This is a genomic window from Ruegeria sp. AWH4_226 (genome assembly GCF_056159225.1).
Genome location: NZ_JBSWUU010000001.1, coordinates 1 through 17,053, shown reverse-complemented (window position 1 = coordinate 17,053; position 17,053 = coordinate 1). Strand labels below are relative to the sequence as shown.

Sequence of the window (17,053 nt, the reverse complement as noted above, 5' to 3'; positions counted from 1 at the left end):
TTTCCGGCCTTTCCGGTTACAACCGCAATTCGGCGACAAAGTCATAGGTGTCGCCCCGATAGAGAGATCGGGTCAGTTCCGCGACCCGCCCGTTTTTCAGGAATGAAATTCGTTCGATGTTCAGCCCCGCGGCGCCTTCGGGAACGTCCAGCAAATCTGCTTCGGGCGCAGCAAGATTGACGGCAGAGATTTTTTGCACCGCACGCACGGGCCGCCGACCCAAATCGTCCAAAACCTCATAGAGCGAGGTGGTGACCTCGATAGGGTTGGGCAGAATGTCGAGCGGCAGGGCGGCGCGCTCCAGCGCCAGCGGACGCCCGTCAGCTTCGCGCAGGCGGTAGATGCGCGAAATCTGCTCACCTTCTGCAAGGCTCAATGCCTCGATTTCCTCGGGGGTCGGTGCAAAGACGCCCCGCTCCAGCCATTTGGACGTCGTGCGCATTCCGCGGCTGGCCATGTCCTCGGTGAACGAAGTTAAATGTGTCAGCGATTGCTCGACCCGCGGCATACGATCACGAATGAAGGACCCCGACCCTTGACGCTGTTCGATCAAACCTTCCTGCACAAGCTCTTGAATGGCCTTGCGAACTGTGACCCGAGAAAGGTCCGTGATTTCAACCAGTTCCCGTTCCGATGGCAGCGAAGAGTTAGGCGGAAGAACACCACTGTCGATCCCTTCTTGCAGACGATGCCGCAACTGAACATAGCGCGGGCCTTTGTCCGGGCTCAGCCACAAGTCAGACCGCAAAAAGTCAGAGATGCTCATGCCGGACCTCCTTTGCCAAAGCCAACGCGCCGGTCAGCGGCTCACCCAGCGGCGGGCGAATGGCGGACCTCATGTCATCTGGCAGGTAGTCGGCATAGTGCCCCGCTATCCCCCCGGTCAGACAGATCGTCTGACCTGCCTGCCACCCTAAGCGCCTTGCTGTTCTTTCCAGATAGTCCGCCCCGGCTCGCATGATTTCAACAGCAGCGGTATCGCCGGTTTGCGCCGCGGACGTGACCGCAGGGGCAATCGCCCCGAACTGGGCGGGCGTAGCCGTTCCGGCAAATCGCACAATGCCCGCCGCGCCGCGCAATTCACCCAGCAGCTTTCGCGTTAAACCCGTCTCAAGCCGCGTTCCATCAACGGCGCATAACGTTTCAGCCAATGCTCGGCGTCCGACCCATTGGGCCGACGCCTCATCCCCCAGAACCGACCCCCACCCCCCGGCGAAACGCATTGCGCCGTGTATTTGGATGGCGAGGAAGGATCCGGTTCCGCAATGTGCAATCAAGCCATCTTGCGCACCCAATGCCCCGCGCACTGCGGCGGGCCGATCATCTTCGACCCGCGCGCAGGTTAACCCCAACGCATCCCGCAGCCGCTGCGCAATCTGTTTGTCAGTAACGCCCGCCAAACCGACATAGGCCGGAAAACCAAGCATCTTGGCCCCTAGAACACCAATTCGATCCGACACCTGATCTAAACCCGACCGAATCTGCGCAAGCGCGCCATCAAAATCGGTTGAGACATTGGCCGCTCCGGTCTCGACAGAATGGACCACGCCATCAATCATACAGGCAACACGACATCGCGTTCCCCCACCATCAACAGCCAAAACGGCATTATTCCGAGACTCAGTCATGACAATACCATTATAATACCTTTAAGCTCCGCGAAAGCCCTAATTCGTGAAAATTAGCCCGCAAAGACGAAAAAAGCACCCGAATAACGTACCAAAACTGGAGGAAAATAAAATCTGGACAAGTGGTATTAAATAGGTATTGTATATGCAGAACCGGGGAGGATTCTCTTGACGCTGCCGTCTACAGAACAACTGCATCCTGATGCCGAACACTTGACCCAAGGCGATTTGGTCATAGCTGCACGCGCGCTGGCCGAGGGTCAGATCGCTGCAGCCGCGGTCGTTCGCGACGGTTTGGGCTACATCGCTCAAGGCGCCGCAGCGATGGCAGAAACCATACGCAGCGAAGGTGTGCTGCACTATGTGGCCGCTGGATCATCCGGCCTGATGGCTGCAGCAGACGCGCAGGAATTGGGTGGCACATTCTCGATCCCGCCCGCCCGTCTACGCATTCACATGGCTGGCGGCCTGCCCACCGGGGTCGAGATGCCCGGCGACTCGGAAGACGCAACCGAAGGCTTGAAACAGGCGCTGAGCACCATTGAGGACAAGGACTCGGTGATCGCCGTTTCCGCCAGCGGGTCAACGCCCTACACCTTGGCCGCAATGAACATCGCCCGCGCGCAGGGGGCAACCGTAATTGGGATCGCCAACAACGCGGACAGCCCTTTGTTGTTGGGTGCCGACATTCCAATTTTTCTGGCAACACCGCCCGAACTGATTTCGGGCTCTACACGCATGGGTGCTGGCACAGCGCAAAAGATTGCATTGAACATGCTGTCCTCGCTGATGGCAATCGAGCTTGGCCACGTGCATCGTGGGATGATGGTCAATCTGCGCGCCGACAATCACAAGCTGAGGGCACGCGCCGCCGGAATCGTTGCCCGGATCGCCGACGTAGATACTGCCACCGCGCAACAGGCGTTGGAAACTGCGCACGGGGACGTAAAACCCGCCATTCTTATTGCCGCCAAAGCCCTGTCGCTGGACGAAGCACATGCACGCCTTCAGGCGACAAACGGATTAATGAATGCCGCACTGGCACGGGACTGAAATCAAATTTAACGGGAGAAAGATATGACACACAGAAACCTGAAGCTGGCCTTGCTGGGTACGACCCTGATGGCAACAACCGCTTATGCAGAAGACGTGACGCTAACGATCGAAAGCTGGCGAAATGATGACCTGACCCTGTGGCAGGAACAGATCATTCCGGCGTTCGAAGCACAGCACCCCGGAATCAAGGTTGAATTCACGCCATCCGCCCCGGCAGAATACAACGCTGTTCTCAATTCCAAGCTTGATGCTGGCTCGGCTGGCGACCTGATCACCTGCCGCCCCTTCGATGCTTCGCTGGCGCTGTATGAGGCCGGCCACTTGTCCGATCTGTCCTCGGTCGAAGCGATGAGCAATTTTTCGGACGTTGCGAAGTCGGCTTGGCAGACGGATGACGGCTCGGCCACGTTCTGCGTTCCGATGGCCTCTGTGATCCACGGCTTCATCTACAACAAAGAGGCCTTTGCCGAGCTGGGTCTCGAGGTACCAACCACCGAGGACGAATTCTTTGCCGCGCTGGAGAAGATCAAAGAAGACGGCACCTACATCCCGCTGGCCATGGGTACGAATGATCAGTGGGAAGCCGCCACGATGGGCTACAACAACATCGGCCCGAACTACTGGAAGGGTGAGGAAGGCAGACAAGCCCTGATCGCCGGTGAGCAAAAGCTAACGGATGAGCCGTGGACAGCGCCTTTCGCAACCCTTGCCCGCTGGGCAGAGTATATGGGTGATGGGTTTGAGGCGCAGACCTACCCCGACAGCCAAAACATTTTCACCCTTGGCCGCGCCGCCATTTATCCGGCCGGATCGTGGGAGATTTCGGGCTTTAACGCGCAGGCCGATTTCGAAATGGGCGCCTTCAAGCCGCCAGTTCGCAGTGCAGGAGACACGTGCTACATCTCGGATCACACCGATATCGGGATTGGAATGAACGCAGCCACAGAACACCCCGAGGCCGCTGAAACTTTCCTGACCTGGGTTGCCAGCCCTGAATTTGCCGAGATTTTCGGCAATGCACTGCCAGGTTTTTTCCCGCTGTCCAGCACTCCGGTCGAATTGCAGGACCCACTGGCCAAGGAAATCGCGGGTTGGCGAAACGAGTGTGAGTCCACCATCCGCTCGACCTATCAAATCCTGTCGCGCGGAACCCCGAACCTTGAGAATGAGACCTGGGGCGCGTCGGTTGCAGCCATCAAAGGTGCCAAGTCGCCCGAGGAACTGGGTGCTGAGCTGCAGGAAGGCCTGTCCAGCTGGTACGCGCCGCACCAGTAACGCATGACCCAACCTACCCGGGCGGCGCGGATCGCCCGGGTACTCCTGACACCCCATTGAAAGCGATCCCATGAACCGCCCACGCTTCCGCTGGCATATCGTCGTGTTTCTTGCACCTGCCGTGCTTGTCTACACCGCAGTGATGATTTTCCCGCTGTTCAACACGCTTCGGCTGGCGCTGTACACCGAGGTCGATCAGAGCCGGGTGTTCGTCGGATTGCAAAACTTTCAGACGTTGTTTTTTGACCCGATCTGGTCCGAGCAGTTCTGGAACGCGCTGGGAAACAACTTCTGGTTTTTCCTAATCCACATGCTTGTTCAGAACCCCATCGGCATCGCGTTGGCTGCACTGCTCAGCCACCCGCGCCTGCGGTTTGCGGCGCTGTATCGGTCGGCAATTTTCATCCCCACGATCCTGAGCTTTGTGATTGTAGGGTTTGCATGGAAACTGATCCTGTCCCCGATCTGGGGCATCGCGCCTTCGATGCTGGACGCGATCGGTCTGAAATCCCTGTTTACGCCGTGGCTGGGGAAAGAGGAATACGCCCTGACCACGCTGGCGCTGATTTCGGTATGGCAGTTCGTCGGGATACCGATGATGCTGATCTATGCCGCGCTGCTGACCATCCCCGAAGAAATCCTTGAGGCCGGAGAGATCGACGGCATCACCGGGGCTTCGGCCTTTTGGAGGATCAAGCTGCCTTTGATCCTTCCATCAATCGGAATCATTTCGATCCTGACTTTCGTAGGAAATTTCAACGCGTTCGACCTGATCTATGCAGCGCAGGGCGCGCTGGCCGGGCCTGATTTTTCAACCGATATTCTGGGCACATTCATGTATCGCACGTTCTTTGGCTTCCAGTTGCAACTGGGTGATCCACATATGGGGTCAGCTATCGCAGGGGCCATGTTCGCGATCATCCTGGTCGGTGTCTGCATCTACCTATTCGGCATCCAGACCCGGATGCGCCGCTATCAACTGTGAGGGTCCAGCGATGAACAAAGCACGCCACAACCCCCTGAACACCGCCGCGATGCACGGAGCGTTGATCCTGTACACGCTGATCGCGCTGTTCCCGGTCTTCGTCATCCTGATCAACAGCTTCAAGTCCCGCCGTGCTATCTTTCGCGAGCCTTTGGCCTTACCCAGCGCCGACAGCTTCTCACTGGTCGGGTACGAGACGGTTATGAAACAGGGGGATTTCTTCCTGTATTTCCAGAACTCAATGATCGTTACTGTCGCCTCATTGTTCTTTGTTTTGCTGTTCGGGGCCATGGCGGCCTATGCCTTGTCGGAATATCGGTTCAAGGGGAACCTTGTAATGGGCCTTTATCTTGCATTGGGGATCATGATTCCGATCCGCATCGGCACCGTCGCAATCCTTGAGATGATGGTGGCGACCGGGTTGGTGAACACGCTTTGGGCATTGATCTTTGTGTACACGGCGCAAGGGTTGCCGCTGGCTGTGTTCATCCTGTCCGAATTCATGCGGCAGGTGAGTGACGATCTGAAGAATGCAGGCCGAATCGACGGGCTGTCGGAATACACGATCTTTTTCCGGCTGGTGCTGCCTCTGGTCCGGCCCGCGATGGCGACTGTGGCGGTGTTCAACATGATCCCGATCTGGAATGACCTGTGGTTCCCGCTGATCCTTGCCCCGGCCGAGGAAACCAAGACGCTGACGCTGGGCAGCCAGGTCTTTATCGGGCAGTTCGTCACCGACTGGAACGCGGTTCTGTCTGCCCTGTCTATGGCAATCCTGCCGGTGCTTATCCTTTATGTCATCTTCTCGCGTCAACTGATCCGAGGCATCACGTCAGGAGCTGTCAAATGACCAAAGTTCTGATCGCTGGCCTCGGCAATATGGGGCTGAGCCACGCCCTCGCCCATCACAACCACCCGGACGCAGAAATCGTCGGGCTGGTGAACCGATCCGGCCGCGTGGATCACACCGACCTCGCAGGGTATCGCGCCTTCGCAGACTTCGGCGTCGCGCTGTCCGAGACTAACCCCGATCTGGTCGTGATCGCCACCTATTCTGACAGCCACGCCGACTACGCTTGCGCCGCAATGGAGGCTGGCGCGCATGTATTCGTTGAAAAGCCCTTGGCGACCAACGTGGCGGATGCGCGGCGCGTGGTGGAAACCGCCACACGGCTGAATCGAAAGCTGGTGGTCGGCTATATCCTACGCCACCACCCCTCATGGATGCGCCTGATTACTGAGGCGCGCGATCTGGGTGGACCATATGTTTTCCGCCTGAACCTGAACCAACAATCCTCGGGTGCGGAGTGGGAAACGCATAAGGCACTCATGCAAACGACCTCACCCATCGTGGATTGCGGCGTTCACTATGTTGATGTGATGTGCCAGATCACAGACGCGCAGCCCGTCCGCGTGCATGGGATGGGGCTTCGCCTGTCTGATGAGATCGCCCCGGACATGTACAATTATGGACAGTTTCAGGTGATCTTCGAGGACGGCTCAGTCGGCTGGTACGAGGCGGGCTGGGGTCCGATGATTTCAGAAACCGCATTTTTCGTGAAAGACATCGTCTCGCCCAATGGCTCGGTTTCGATCACGGACGGGAACAAGGGCGCGTCGGCTGATATCGACGGCCATACCAAGGTCGGCAGCTTGCTGGTTCATACCCCGCAGGGCGACCGCACCATCGAAATGCCGGATGAGCCCGGCCATCAGGAACTCTGCGATGCTGAACAGGCGTATATGCTGCGCGCCATCGCCGAAGATATCGATCTGACGCGCCATATGAATGACGCCGTCCAATCCCTCGCCATTTGTTTGGCCGCGGATGAAAGCATCCGCACCGGCCAGCCCGTTTCCCTTGAGGAGCCCGCAAAATGACTGCCTTGACCCTGACCAACGTGAACAAGTCCTTTGGAAACGTGCATGTTTTGAAAGACATCACTCTTGAGGTCGAAGAAGGCGAATTTGTCGTCTTTGTTGGCCCTTCAGGCTGCGGTAAGTCCACCTTGTTGCGCGTGATCGCGGGGCTTGAGGATGCGTCCTCGGGCGAGATCAACATTGACGGACAGCAGGTCAATCTGGTGCCGCCGTCCAAACGCGGGATCGCCATGGTGTTCCAAAGCTATGCGCTCTACCCCCATCTCAGCGTGCGCGGGAATATGACGCTGGCCCTGAAGCAGGAAAGACAGCCCAAAGCAGTGATTGAGGAACGCGTGGTCAAGGCCAGCCGCATGCTGAACCTTGAACCCTATCTGGATCGCTATCCGTCTGAACTGTCCGGCGGTCAGCGGCAGCGCGTGGCTATTGGGCGGGCCATTGTACGCGAACCCAAGTTGTTTTTGTTTGACGAGCCGCTTTCCAATCTGGACGCGGCGCTGCGGATGAACACGCGGATCGAGATCGCAAATCTGCACCGGGCACTCGATGCCTCGATGATCTATGTGACCCACGATCAGACCGAAGCGATGACGCTGGCCGACAAGATCGTCGTGCTGCGCGATGGGCGGGTTGAACAGATCGGCAGCCCAATGGAGCTTTATAACAACCCCGCCAATCAATTCGTCGCGGGGTTTCTTGGCTCACCTTCTATGAACTTCCTGCCCGCGGGGCTATTGCAGGGCGGTGGTCAAACCACCATCGGCATCCGCCCCGAAGACCTGTTTTTGTCCGATGACGGGCCGCTGGTTGCGCAGGTCAGCCACGTGGAAAAACTGGGCGGAGATACAAACGTCATCGCAAAGGTTAACGAGCATGCTGTGACTGCACGCTTGTTTGGACAGCACTCAATTTCCGAAGGCCAGGAACTGCGCTTTGCCTATGCTGCGGACAAAGCCTATCGTTTTGATATGGAAGGGCAACGTTTGGTCTGAGTTTCGGTTGGGTTTTGGTTTTCGCAAGGCGTTTTCTGAAAACTTTACTGCAACCCCCGACCTTTACCAAAGGGGTACTTCGTCGTGTCGTTTCGCCGCACTCTGGTTTTCGACAGCATTAAGCATATCTTTTACAGTACTGTAATCTAGTCGTCACACTCCCGCCCTAAGCCCGTCTCATCTTTTTTCAGACAGCCAGGAGCCATCCGTGAAAAACGTTGATCTCACCGCTATGTCCGCCGACGACTGGGACGAGCTGCATTTCCCCCGCCCCGAAGAAAACGACTTTGACCGCGTTGTTGAACGCGCCATCTCGCGTCGAGGTTTTTTGGGCGGCGTGCTGGCCTTTGGGTCGGGCGCCGCAGCCATGGGTGCCGGCCTTTTGGGGTCGACCGCAGCCCACGCCATCAGCGCCTCGCGGTTTGCATTCACTCCGATCCCAGCACAGACAGACGGTGCCGTTCATGTGCCCGAAGGGTATGAGTGGAAAATGCTGATGCGCTGGGGCGACCCGCTGTTCTCAGCGGCCGATGGCTATGACGTGACGGAAGGTGGTCCGGTCGAGAATTCCGACATGGTTTTTGGTGAAAACACGGATGGAATGGAGACATTCTCGTTCAAGGGTCATGAACTGATTGCGATCAACCATGAATATCCGAACCTGGACATCAACTTGCCCGCCGCGCGGGAAGGTGTCCCGGCGAGTGCCGACGATGTGCTGAAACTCCAGAACATTCAGGGCGTGACCGTTATGGAAATCTCCGAAAGTGCAGACGGATGGTCGGTGGTCAAAGACAGCCCCTTCAACCGCCGTATCCACCATAACACACCGATGAAAATCGTGGGCCCGGCAGCCGGGCATGATCTGCTGAAGACCAAAGCCGATCCAACCGGCACCGCGTCGCTGGGTACCATGAATAACTGCGGTTCGGGCAAGACACCGTGGGGCACCTATCTGACCTGCGAAGAGAATTTTAACGGCTACTTCGGCTCGACCGATGAAACCGCCAGCTATGACCCGAAAGTTGCGGAGGGCTTCGTGCGGTATGGCATCAAAGCAGAAGGCTGGAATTACTACGAGCTGTTCGATCCGCGTTTTGACACGTCGAAGAACCCGAATGAGCCACACCGCGCGGGCTGGATCGTGGAAATCGACCCGACGAAACCGGACAGCACGCCGGTCAAGCACACCGGTCTGGGCCGTTTCAAACACGAAAATGCCGAGGTGACACTGGCCGCTGACGGTCGCGTGGTCGTCTACATGGGCGACGATGAGCGCGGCGAATACTTGTACAAATTTGTCTCGAACGACACCTATCAACCGGGTGCTGAGACCGAGAGCTTGCTGAACGACGGGACGCTCTATGTCGCCAAGTTCAATGACGACGGGACCGGCGAATGGCTGCCCCTGACGCCGGAAACCACCGGTATGGACGCGGCCGAGATTCTGATTTTCACCCGTATGGCTGCATCGGCTGCGGGTGGAACGACGATGGACCGTCCCGAATGGGTGGCTTCAAGCCCGGTCGCGGTCGAAGCTTATTGCTGCCTGACCAACAACAAGAACCGCGGTGTGAAGCCCAATGCCGGTGGCGACGACACGGCAGTCAACGGGCCCAACCCACGAGAGGCAAACAAGTACGGCCAGATTGTGCGCTGGCGTCCGTTGAATGACGACCATGCCTCTGAGGGCTTTGACTGGGATCTTTATGTCATGGCGGGTAACCCCGCGGTGCATTCAGATGCACAAGCTGGATCGGCAAATGTCAACGAAGGCAACCTGTTTAACTCGCCTGACGGCATGGCCATCGACTCGACCGGCCTAGTCTGGATTCAGACAGACGGCAACGATGACAACGAAGAAGACTTCGCTGGTCACGGCAACAACCAAATGCTGGTCGGGGACCCGGTGACGGGCGAAATCGCGCGCTTCATGACCGGCCCCAAAGGTTGTGAGGTAACTGGGCTGGCCTGGTCTACCGACCTGCGCACTATGTTCGTTGGCATCCAGCATCCAGGCAGCAACTGGCCTGATGGCGGCACGCCGCGATCCTCGGTGATTGCGATCAAGCGTTCTGACAACGGTCTGGTCGGGTAAGCCAGATGAAAACGCCCCCGGACTTGCAGATCGGGGGCGTTTTCTCAGATATCCTGTCCCGGCGGCTCAAGCGGCCCGCCCGGTCCTAGAAGATGGCGTTCCGAGAGCCACGGGTTCAGTTCCAGCGCTTGATTCAATGTGTCTCGCGCCTCATCCAATCTTTGCAACCCCAACAAGGTCAACGCACGCCCGCTGATCGCGGCGACATGGTTTGGTGACAGTTCGATCGCCTTGTCCAGATCAGGCAATGCGGCGTCGAAATTCTTACCCAGGTAATACGCAAAGGCGCGCTGGTTATACCCTTCGGCAAAAGAGGGGCAGTAGGCGATCAGTTTGTCGAAATCTTCAATCGCGCCCGACAAGTCCGTAGCCCTTAGACGCGCCATGCCCCGATCCAGCATCTGTTGTGAACTCGCATCCGGCGCGTCCACCCAGAATTCCCACAATCGACCCGACAGGGTACGGGCAGCTTGTTCTGTCTCGGCCTGCTGAATCTGCGAAATAACGCCGCTGACATCCGCGCTGTGATCTGGCGCGGCCGGGCAGTCCCCTGCGTGCGCGGGCGCAGAAACGGTCAACAGGAAAAACACGAAAGAGATCTGTTTCATGATCCAATGATGGCGCCACCGGACTGTTCGTCAACCCATCCCGTCGATCGCTCCGGATACGCCGGTCTCTTTCACAGCCTCCATGGCTACGAAAGTCGAGGTATTGGCCACATGCGGCAGGGACGAGATTTTCTCGGCCAGAACCGCGCGGTATTCCGACATCGAGCCTGTTCGGATTTTCAGCAGATAGTCGAAATTCGACGCAATCATATGGGCTTGCTCAATCTCAGCCACTTTGCGCACCGCCGCATTGAACTCGGCCAGTGCCTTTTCGCGCGTATCGGTCAGGCGCACCTCGACAAAGGCAACATGGTCCAGCCCAAGGCGGATCGGATCCAGCAAAGCGCGGTAACCGGCGATGATCCCTTCGGACTCAAGCCTTTTTACCCGTGCTTGAGTTGGCGATTTCGACAATCCGATGCGCCGGGCAAGATCGGCGACCGAGATACGCCCATCCTCGGCCAGAATCTTCAGGATCAAACGGTCAAACCGATCCAGATCGAGACGGTTCATCTGCATTGTCACACCTCAAAATTTCAGGTCAATCGCCTGGCAGAATCGAGATTTAAACCGACTGTCCTGAAAAATCGACTGTATACTCTACAAAAGCCCGGAGGATACATGACACACAGCCTGCGCACGCATATCGACAGACAAACCTACGCCGATCAGTCCGCCATTCTGGACCATTTGATCAAGCAGACCGACCTGTCCAAGGCCGACCGCGCAGCCATCTGCGCAACTGCAGCGCAGTTGGTGCGCGACATCCGCTCAAGCACCTCGCCCGGAATGATGGAGGTGTTTCTCGCGGAATACGGCCTGTCCACCGACGAGGGCGTTGCGCTGATGTGTCTGGCCGAGGCGCTGTTGCGCGTGCCTGACGCCGATACGATCGACGCGCTGATCGAGGACAAAATCGCGCCGTCGGACTGGGGCAAACATCTGGGCCGCTCCTCGTCTTCGCTGGTCAATGCATCGACCTGGGCGCTGATGCTGACGGGCAAAGTTCTGGATGAGGGAAAAACCTCTCCGGTCAGCGCGCTGCGGGGGGCGATCAAACGGCTGGGAGAGCCCGTTATTCGTACCGCTGTGGGCCGCGCGATGAAGGAAATGGGGCGGCAATTCGTTCTCGGCGAATCTATCCAATCCGCGATGGACCGCGCCCGCGGGATGGAGGCAAAGGGATACACCTATTCCTACGACATGCTGGGCGAAGCTGCGCGCACCGAGGCCGACGCGGCCCGCTATCACCTGTCTTACTCGCGCGCGATTGCGGCGATTGCAGACGCCTGCACCCATGACGACATCCGCGCAAATCCGGGGATATCGGTGAAATTGTCGGCCCTGCATCCGCGCTATGAATTGGCGCAGGAAAAACGGGTGATGGACGAGTTGGTCCCTCGGCTGCGCGCGCTGTGCCTGCTGGCCAAGGCTGCCGGGATGGGTCTGAACGTAGACGCCGAAGAAGCCGACCGTCTTTCACTGTCCTTACAGGTGATCGAGGCGGTCATGGCCGAACCTGCGCTGGCCGGGTGGCACGGTTTCGGGATCGTGGTTCAGGCCTATGGCCCGCGCGCCGGAATCGTGCTTGATACACTGTACGAGATGGCCGAGCGGCATGATCGCCAACTGATGGTTCGGCTGGTCAAGGGCGCTTACTGGGATACAGAGATCAAGCGCGCCCAAGTCGAAGGCGTCGATGGCTTTCCTGTATTCACACAAAAGGCGGTCACCGATGTCTCGTACATCGCCAATGCGCGCAAGCTGTTGGGCATGACCGACCGAATCTACCCCCAGTTCGCGACCCATAATGCCCACACAGTCAGTGCCATCTTGCATATGGCCGACGGGCAACCGTTCGAATTTCAGCGCCTGCATGGGATGGGCGAGACCTTGCACCGTATCGTGAAGGATCAAAGCAAGACCCGCTGCCGTATCTACGCACCGGTAGGCGCTCATCGGGACCTTCTGGCCTATCTGGTGCGACGCTTACTGGAGAACGGCGCGAACTCGTCTTTCGTGAACCAAATTGTGGACGAGAATGTGCCACCGGAAACGGTGGCTGCAGATCCATTCGACGCAATCCATAAGCCGAAACCGCACCTGCCAACTGGCCCCGAATTGTTTCAGCCCGAGCGGCCAAATTCCATGGGGTTCGACCTGCATCACACACCCACGCTTGACAAGATCGACGCCGCCCGTGATGCGTTTCGCGCGCATCAGTGGCACGCGCAACCGCTATTGTCCGAAAAGGCGCATCCAGAGGCTGACCAACCCATTCTGAATCCGGCGCAACCCTTGGATCGACCCGGCGCAGTTGCCCCGGCCAGCGCGCGCGATGTTGAGCTGGCTCTTGCCTCTGCTTGCCCCTGGCAATCCCCGGCGGTCGAGCGTGCACGGATTTTGAACAAGGCTGCCGACCTCTATGAGGCCCATTTCGGAGAGCTATTTGCCCTTCTGGCCCGTGAGGCGGGTAAATCCGTTCCCGATGCGGTCGCTGAACTGCGCGAGGCGGTGGACTTCCTGCGCTATTACGCGGCAAATATCCCCGATGCTGAACCGGCAGGCACTTTTACCTGCATCAGCCCATGGAACTTCCCACTGGCGATTTTCACCGGCCAAATCTCGGCTGCCTTGGCGACCGGCAACGCGGTTTTGGCCAAGCCTGCTCCGCAGACGCCGCTGATCGCGCATCGGGCTGTGCAACTGATGCACGAGGCCGGAGTACCGCGCGACGCGCTGCAACTGCTTCCCGGTGGCCCGTCGGTCGGGGCCGCGCTGACATCTGATCCGCGCGTTTCAGGGGTGGCCTTTACCGGATCAACCGCCACCGCCCTGAAAATCCGAGCGGCGATGGCCGAACATATGCGGCCGGGCACGCCCTTGATCGCAGAAACAGGTGGGTTGAACGCAATGATCGTGGATAGCACCGCCCTGCCCGAGCAAGCTGTGCAAGCCATCATCGAAAGCGCGTTTCAGTCGGCGGGGCAGCGATGCTCGGCCTTGCGGTGCCTGTACGTTCAGGAAGATATCGCCAAAGACCTGCTGACCATGCTGACCGGCGCGATGGAGGCGCTGACGGTCGGTGACCCATGGCATTTGTCAACCGATTGCGGCCCGGTGATTGACGAGGATGCCCGTCAGGGTATTGCGGATCACATTGCGCAGGCACGGGCGAAGGGACAGGTCCTCAAAGAACTGAATACACCGCCCGAGGGGACTTTCATCGCGCCAACCTTGATTGAAATCCCCGGCATTGCCGCGTTGGAGCGTGAAGTCTTTGGCCCCGTCCTGCATGTTGCGCGGTTCAAGGCATCTGAAATTGATCAGGTCATCGCAGATATCAACGCCACCGGCTATGGGCTGACCTTCGGCTTGCACACGCGCATCGACGACCGTGTACAGCACATCACCGAGGCCGTTCATGCGGGCAACATTTACGTCAATCGCAACCAGATTGGTGCAATTGTCGGATCGCAGCCCTTCGGTGGTGAGGGTCTGTCAGGCACCGGCCCTAAGGCGGGCGGACCAAATTACATGACACGGTTCTGCAAACCGGATCGCCAAAACAGCGCCACAGATTGGGACAGCACGATGGGCACGCTACCCACCCCTGAGGGACGAGCCATTGCGGTGCGCACCCAATCCTTGCCCGGCCCAACGGGCGAGTCCAACCGGCTCAGCGAATTCCCTCGCGCGCCGATTCTGTGTATGGGGCCGGGTGCGGATGCTGCACAGGCGCAGGCCAAAGCGGTCGAAGCTTTAGGAGGCGCCGCCATCCGGGCAACTGGCATGATCGACCTGCACAGGTTGGAAAACGTCACCGGAGTCTCGGGCATTCTGTGGTGGGGGGACGAAGATACCGCGCGTGAAATCGAACGCCATCTAGCCCGTCGTACGGGGCCAATTCTGCCGCTGATCCCCGGTCAGCCCGACCGCGCGCGCGTTATCGGAGAGCGTCACGTTTGCGTTGACACTACCGCTGCGGGTGGAAACGCGGCCCTGCTTGGCGGTGCGGCGTAACAGGACCTTGACGCTGGGCCGGGAAAAGCCCAGCGTCGCCCCATGTTTCCGATCCGTGACCATAACCCTTCGGGGCGCACGCCCTATGTCGTCTACCTGCTGATGGCCGCCAATATCCTGATTTTCTTCAGCTATGTCGGGATCATGGAGAACGCACGACTGATCAATCAGCTGTATTTCGACTATGCGATCATCCCAGCCCGAATTACGGACGGCTTCGCTTTCGAAACTCTGGTGACCTCGATGTTTCTTCACGGTGGATGGATGCATCTGGCGGGTAACATGCTGTTTCTGTGGATTTTCGGCGACAACCTTGAAGATGAGATGGGGCACCTGCCCTTTTTGTTGTTCTACATGGCCGCCGGTATTGGCGCGGGTCTGATCCACATTGCCACCGCGCCGGGTTCCGTCGTGCCGACCATTGGCGCATCCGGTGCGATCGCGGGGGTGATGGGAGGGTATCTGCTGCTTTTCCCCAAGGCCCGCGTGGACGTCTTGCTGATCCTGATCGTGTATTTTCGGATTTTCACGATTCCGGCGTTTATCATGTTGGGCCTGTGGCTTGGCATCCAGTTCATTGGCAGCCTGGCCAGCAACCCTGATGAGGGCGGGGTCGCCTATTGGGCGCATACGGGTGGTTTCTTTGTGGGTCTGCTGCTGTGCATCCCCCTTTGGCTGAAACGCGGCGGACCGGGGTTTTGGAGCCGTACCCACGGCCATCCACCCCACCCCGAGCACAAATACCCGCTGACACAATCCCGCATACCCAAAATCCCGCGCAAATAACTCTTAACGCTGAGACCTTTCCGGCAATCGGCCACCACTTAGCTCTGTGATCTCCTGCGCTGCACGGCTGACCAAGGCACCCAGCCCCGCTGCGCGGTCTTGGCTGAACCGGACAGAAGGACCCGACACTGAAACACCCGCACATGGTTCACCGCGGTCATTGAAGATTGCGGCACCGATACAGGACATCCCCTCGTACCGTTCCTGATGGTCATGCGACCAACCCCGCACGCGCGTTTTCGCCAGATCCGCCCGCAACCCCTCACCAGGTAATAGCGTAAATGACGTAAAACGCTCGGCATCCGCCGACATCACCTTGCTTGACGCTGTATCGCTCATCGCGGACAGGATCGCCTTGCCAGTGCCAGAGGCATACATCGGTGTCCGTGCGCCAGGCGGAAAAAACGCACGGATCGGGTTGGGTGTTTCGACCTGCCCGACGAAGACAACCTCGGCACCATCCGGCACGGCGAGATTTGCCGTTTCTCCGCTCTCCTCCATCAATCGCCGCAGAATAGGACGCCCAACTTCAATCACGCTGTTTCTGCGCAGGAACGAGGCACCAGAGCGATAAGCCTCAACCCCAATCATCCATTCCTGCCGGTCATCATCAAAGGCGGCAAAACTATGCTTTTGCAATGTCGCCAGAATGCGGTGCGTGGTGGCCGTTGGAACATCTACCTCTCGGGCCAGATCGCTTAGCACGGCCCGCTCCATCCGGGCCAAGGTTGTCAGAACGTTCAGCGCCCGATCCAGAGACTGCATGGTCCCGGCCGAGCTTTCCTTGAATAGCGATTTTGGTCTGCCACGCGGTCTTTTCCGGTTTTCCATCTTTGGCTTTTCCTTTTTTGCACCGCAGGAAAATTCATACCGTTAATCTTCACCGCGAAAGTGAAAAACAAAAAGTTTCTTTTTATCATATCGCTAGCATTTAAAATCCAAAAATGAAAATATTTTTCAAGAAAATTGCAAAAGGGAACCGAGTTGTTCACACTCAGGCCAAAGCAAAGGATGTAGTGATGTCCAATCAGAACCCGGTTTTCATTCCCGGCCCTACAAATATTCCGGATCGGCTGCGCTTGGCGATGCAGGTCCAGACGCAAGATCACCGCGCGCCTGATTTTGTGAACACTCTTGCACCCGTTCTTGAGGGTACCAAAAAGGTATTTGGAACGACCTCTGGCCAGATCATAACCTTTCCAGCCAGTGGAACCGGAGGATGGGAGGCTGCGGTCACCAATACGCTCAGCCCCGGTGATACGGTTCTGGTGGCGCGTTACGGAATGTTTAGCCATCGCTGGATTGACTTGTGCCAACGGCATGGGCTCGATGTGCGGATTATCGAATGCGCCTGGGGCAGCGGCGCCCCTGCGGATCAGTTCGCCAAGGCTTTGGCTGCGGATACAGCTCATCAGATCAGGGCGGTTCTGGTGACACATAACGAGACTGCAACCGGTGTGCGTTCGGATATTTCGGCAGTGCGCACGGCGTTGGATGCCAGCGACCATCCGGCGATGCTGTTTGTGGATTGTGTCAGTTCGCTTGCCTCGATGCCGTTTGCTTTCGATGACTGGGGCGTTGATATCGCGGTGTCGGGTTCGCAGAAAGGTTTCATGCTGGCAACCGGCATGGCGATCTTATGCGCCAGTCCCAAGGCGCTGGCGGCCATTGAGACCGCCAAGCTGCCGCGTACTTTCTTTGACTTTCGCGACATGATGAAC

The 17,053-nt window shown here is 58.2% G+C and carries 15 protein-coding genes; 10 read left to right on the top strand and 5 right to left on the bottom strand.

What is annotated here, in order from left to right; all coding sequences use genetic code 11:
• Window positions 1-16: 16 nt before the first annotated feature.
• Window positions 17-766 (bottom strand): GntR family transcriptional regulator, encoded by a 750-nt coding sequence (locus ACXAET_RS00075; RefSeq protein ID WP_475179228.1) that lies wholly within the window; start codon window positions 764-766, stop codon window positions 17-19.
• Window positions 753-1,628 carry a glucosamine kinase nucleotide-binding domain-containing protein gene (locus ACXAET_RS00070; protein ID WP_475179224.1) on the bottom strand — a complete coding sequence of 292 codons (876 nt, stop codon included), beginning with the start codon at window positions 1,626-1,628 and terminating at the stop codon, window positions 753-755. Before ACXAET_RS00070 ends, ACXAET_RS00075 begins: the two co-directional genes overlap by 14 nt.
• Window positions 1,629-1,796: 168 nt before the next feature.
• On the opposite strand from ACXAET_RS00070, the gene ACXAET_RS00065 reads away from it, so the two are divergent.
• The 7 genes from ACXAET_RS00065 (at window position 1,797) to ACXAET_RS00035 (ending at window position 9,915) form a co-directional block, all read left to right on the top strand.
• Window positions 1,797-2,681: an N-acetylmuramic acid 6-phosphate etherase gene (locus ACXAET_RS00065; protein WP_475179221.1), complete on the top strand. Its 885-nt coding sequence runs from the start codon at window positions 1,797-1,799 to the stop codon at window positions 2,679-2,681.
• 24 nt (window positions 2,682-2,705) lie between these two features.
• Complete coding sequence (locus ACXAET_RS00060) at window positions 2,706-3,959, top strand: ABC transporter substrate-binding protein (RefSeq protein WP_475179218.1); 1,254 nt, start codon at window positions 2,706-2,708, stop codon at window positions 3,957-3,959.
• 70 nt (window positions 3,960-4,029) lie between these two features.
• A complete protein-coding gene (locus ACXAET_RS00055; RefSeq protein ID WP_475179216.1) occupies window positions 4,030-4,944 on the top strand; it encodes a carbohydrate ABC transporter permease in 915 nt (304 codons plus the stop codon).
• A gap of 10 nt (window positions 4,945-4,954) precedes the next feature.
• Window positions 4,955-5,794, top strand: a complete 840-nt coding sequence (locus ACXAET_RS00050; RefSeq protein WP_475179212.1) for a carbohydrate ABC transporter permease — start codon at window positions 4,955-4,957, stop codon at window positions 5,792-5,794.
• Window positions 5,791-6,825 carry a Gfo/Idh/MocA family protein gene (locus ACXAET_RS00045; RefSeq protein WP_475179208.1) on the top strand — a complete coding sequence of 345 codons (1,035 nt, stop codon included), beginning with the start codon at window positions 5,791-5,793 and terminating at the stop codon, window positions 6,823-6,825. The genes ACXAET_RS00050 and ACXAET_RS00045 overlap by 4 nt, the downstream gene beginning before the upstream one ends.
• On the top strand, window positions 6,822-7,817 hold the full coding sequence (locus tag ACXAET_RS00040) for an ABC transporter ATP-binding protein (RefSeq protein WP_475179206.1): 996 nt from the start codon (window positions 6,822-6,824) through the stop codon (window positions 7,815-7,817). The genes ACXAET_RS00045 and ACXAET_RS00040 overlap by 4 nt, the downstream gene beginning before the upstream one ends.
• A gap of 208 nt (window positions 7,818-8,025) precedes the next feature.
• A complete protein-coding gene (locus ACXAET_RS00035) occupies window positions 8,026-9,915 on the top strand; it encodes a PhoX family protein (RefSeq protein ID WP_475179203.1) in 1,890 nt (629 codons plus the stop codon).
• 44 nt (window positions 9,916-9,959) lie between these two features.
• On the opposite strand, the gene ACXAET_RS00030 is transcribed toward ACXAET_RS00035, so the two are convergent.
• Complete coding sequence (locus ACXAET_RS00030; protein ID WP_475179199.1) at window positions 9,960-10,523, bottom strand: tetratricopeptide repeat protein; 564 nt, start codon at window positions 10,521-10,523, stop codon at window positions 9,960-9,962.
• A gap of 30 nt (window positions 10,524-10,553) precedes the next feature.
• Window positions 10,554-11,042 (bottom strand): Lrp/AsnC family transcriptional regulator, encoded by a 489-nt coding sequence (locus ACXAET_RS00025; protein WP_475179196.1) that lies wholly within the window; start codon window positions 11,040-11,042, stop codon window positions 10,554-10,556.
• Window positions 11,043-11,144: 102 nt separating this feature from the next.
• On the opposite strand from ACXAET_RS00025, the gene putA reads away from it, so the two are divergent.
• Together putA and ACXAET_RS00015 are read left to right on the top strand one after the other, a co-directional pair.
• Window positions 11,145-14,546, top strand: coding sequence for a bifunctional proline dehydrogenase/L-glutamate gamma-semialdehyde dehydrogenase PutA (gene putA / locus ACXAET_RS00020; protein WP_475179193.1), 3,402 nt, complete (start codon window positions 11,145-11,147; stop codon window positions 14,544-14,546).
• A gap of 42 nt (window positions 14,547-14,588) precedes the next feature.
• On the top strand, window positions 14,589-15,332 hold the full coding sequence (locus ACXAET_RS00015; protein ID WP_475179189.1) for a rhomboid family intramembrane serine protease: 744 nt from the start codon (window positions 14,589-14,591) through the stop codon (window positions 15,330-15,332).
• Between the two features lie 3 nt (window positions 15,333-15,335).
• On the opposite strand, the gene ACXAET_RS00010 is transcribed toward ACXAET_RS00015, so the two are convergent.
• On the bottom strand, window positions 15,336-16,163 hold the full coding sequence (locus tag ACXAET_RS00010; RefSeq protein WP_475179185.1) for an IclR family transcriptional regulator: 828 nt from the start codon (window positions 16,161-16,163) through the stop codon (window positions 15,336-15,338).
• Window positions 16,164-16,351: 188 nt separating this feature from the next.
• Between ACXAET_RS00010 and ACXAET_RS00005 the strand changes: the two genes are divergently transcribed.
• Window positions 16,352-17,053 (top strand): aminotransferase class V-fold PLP-dependent enzyme (locus ACXAET_RS00005; protein WP_475179181.1); only part of this gene is annotated, 702 nt, incomplete at its 3' end.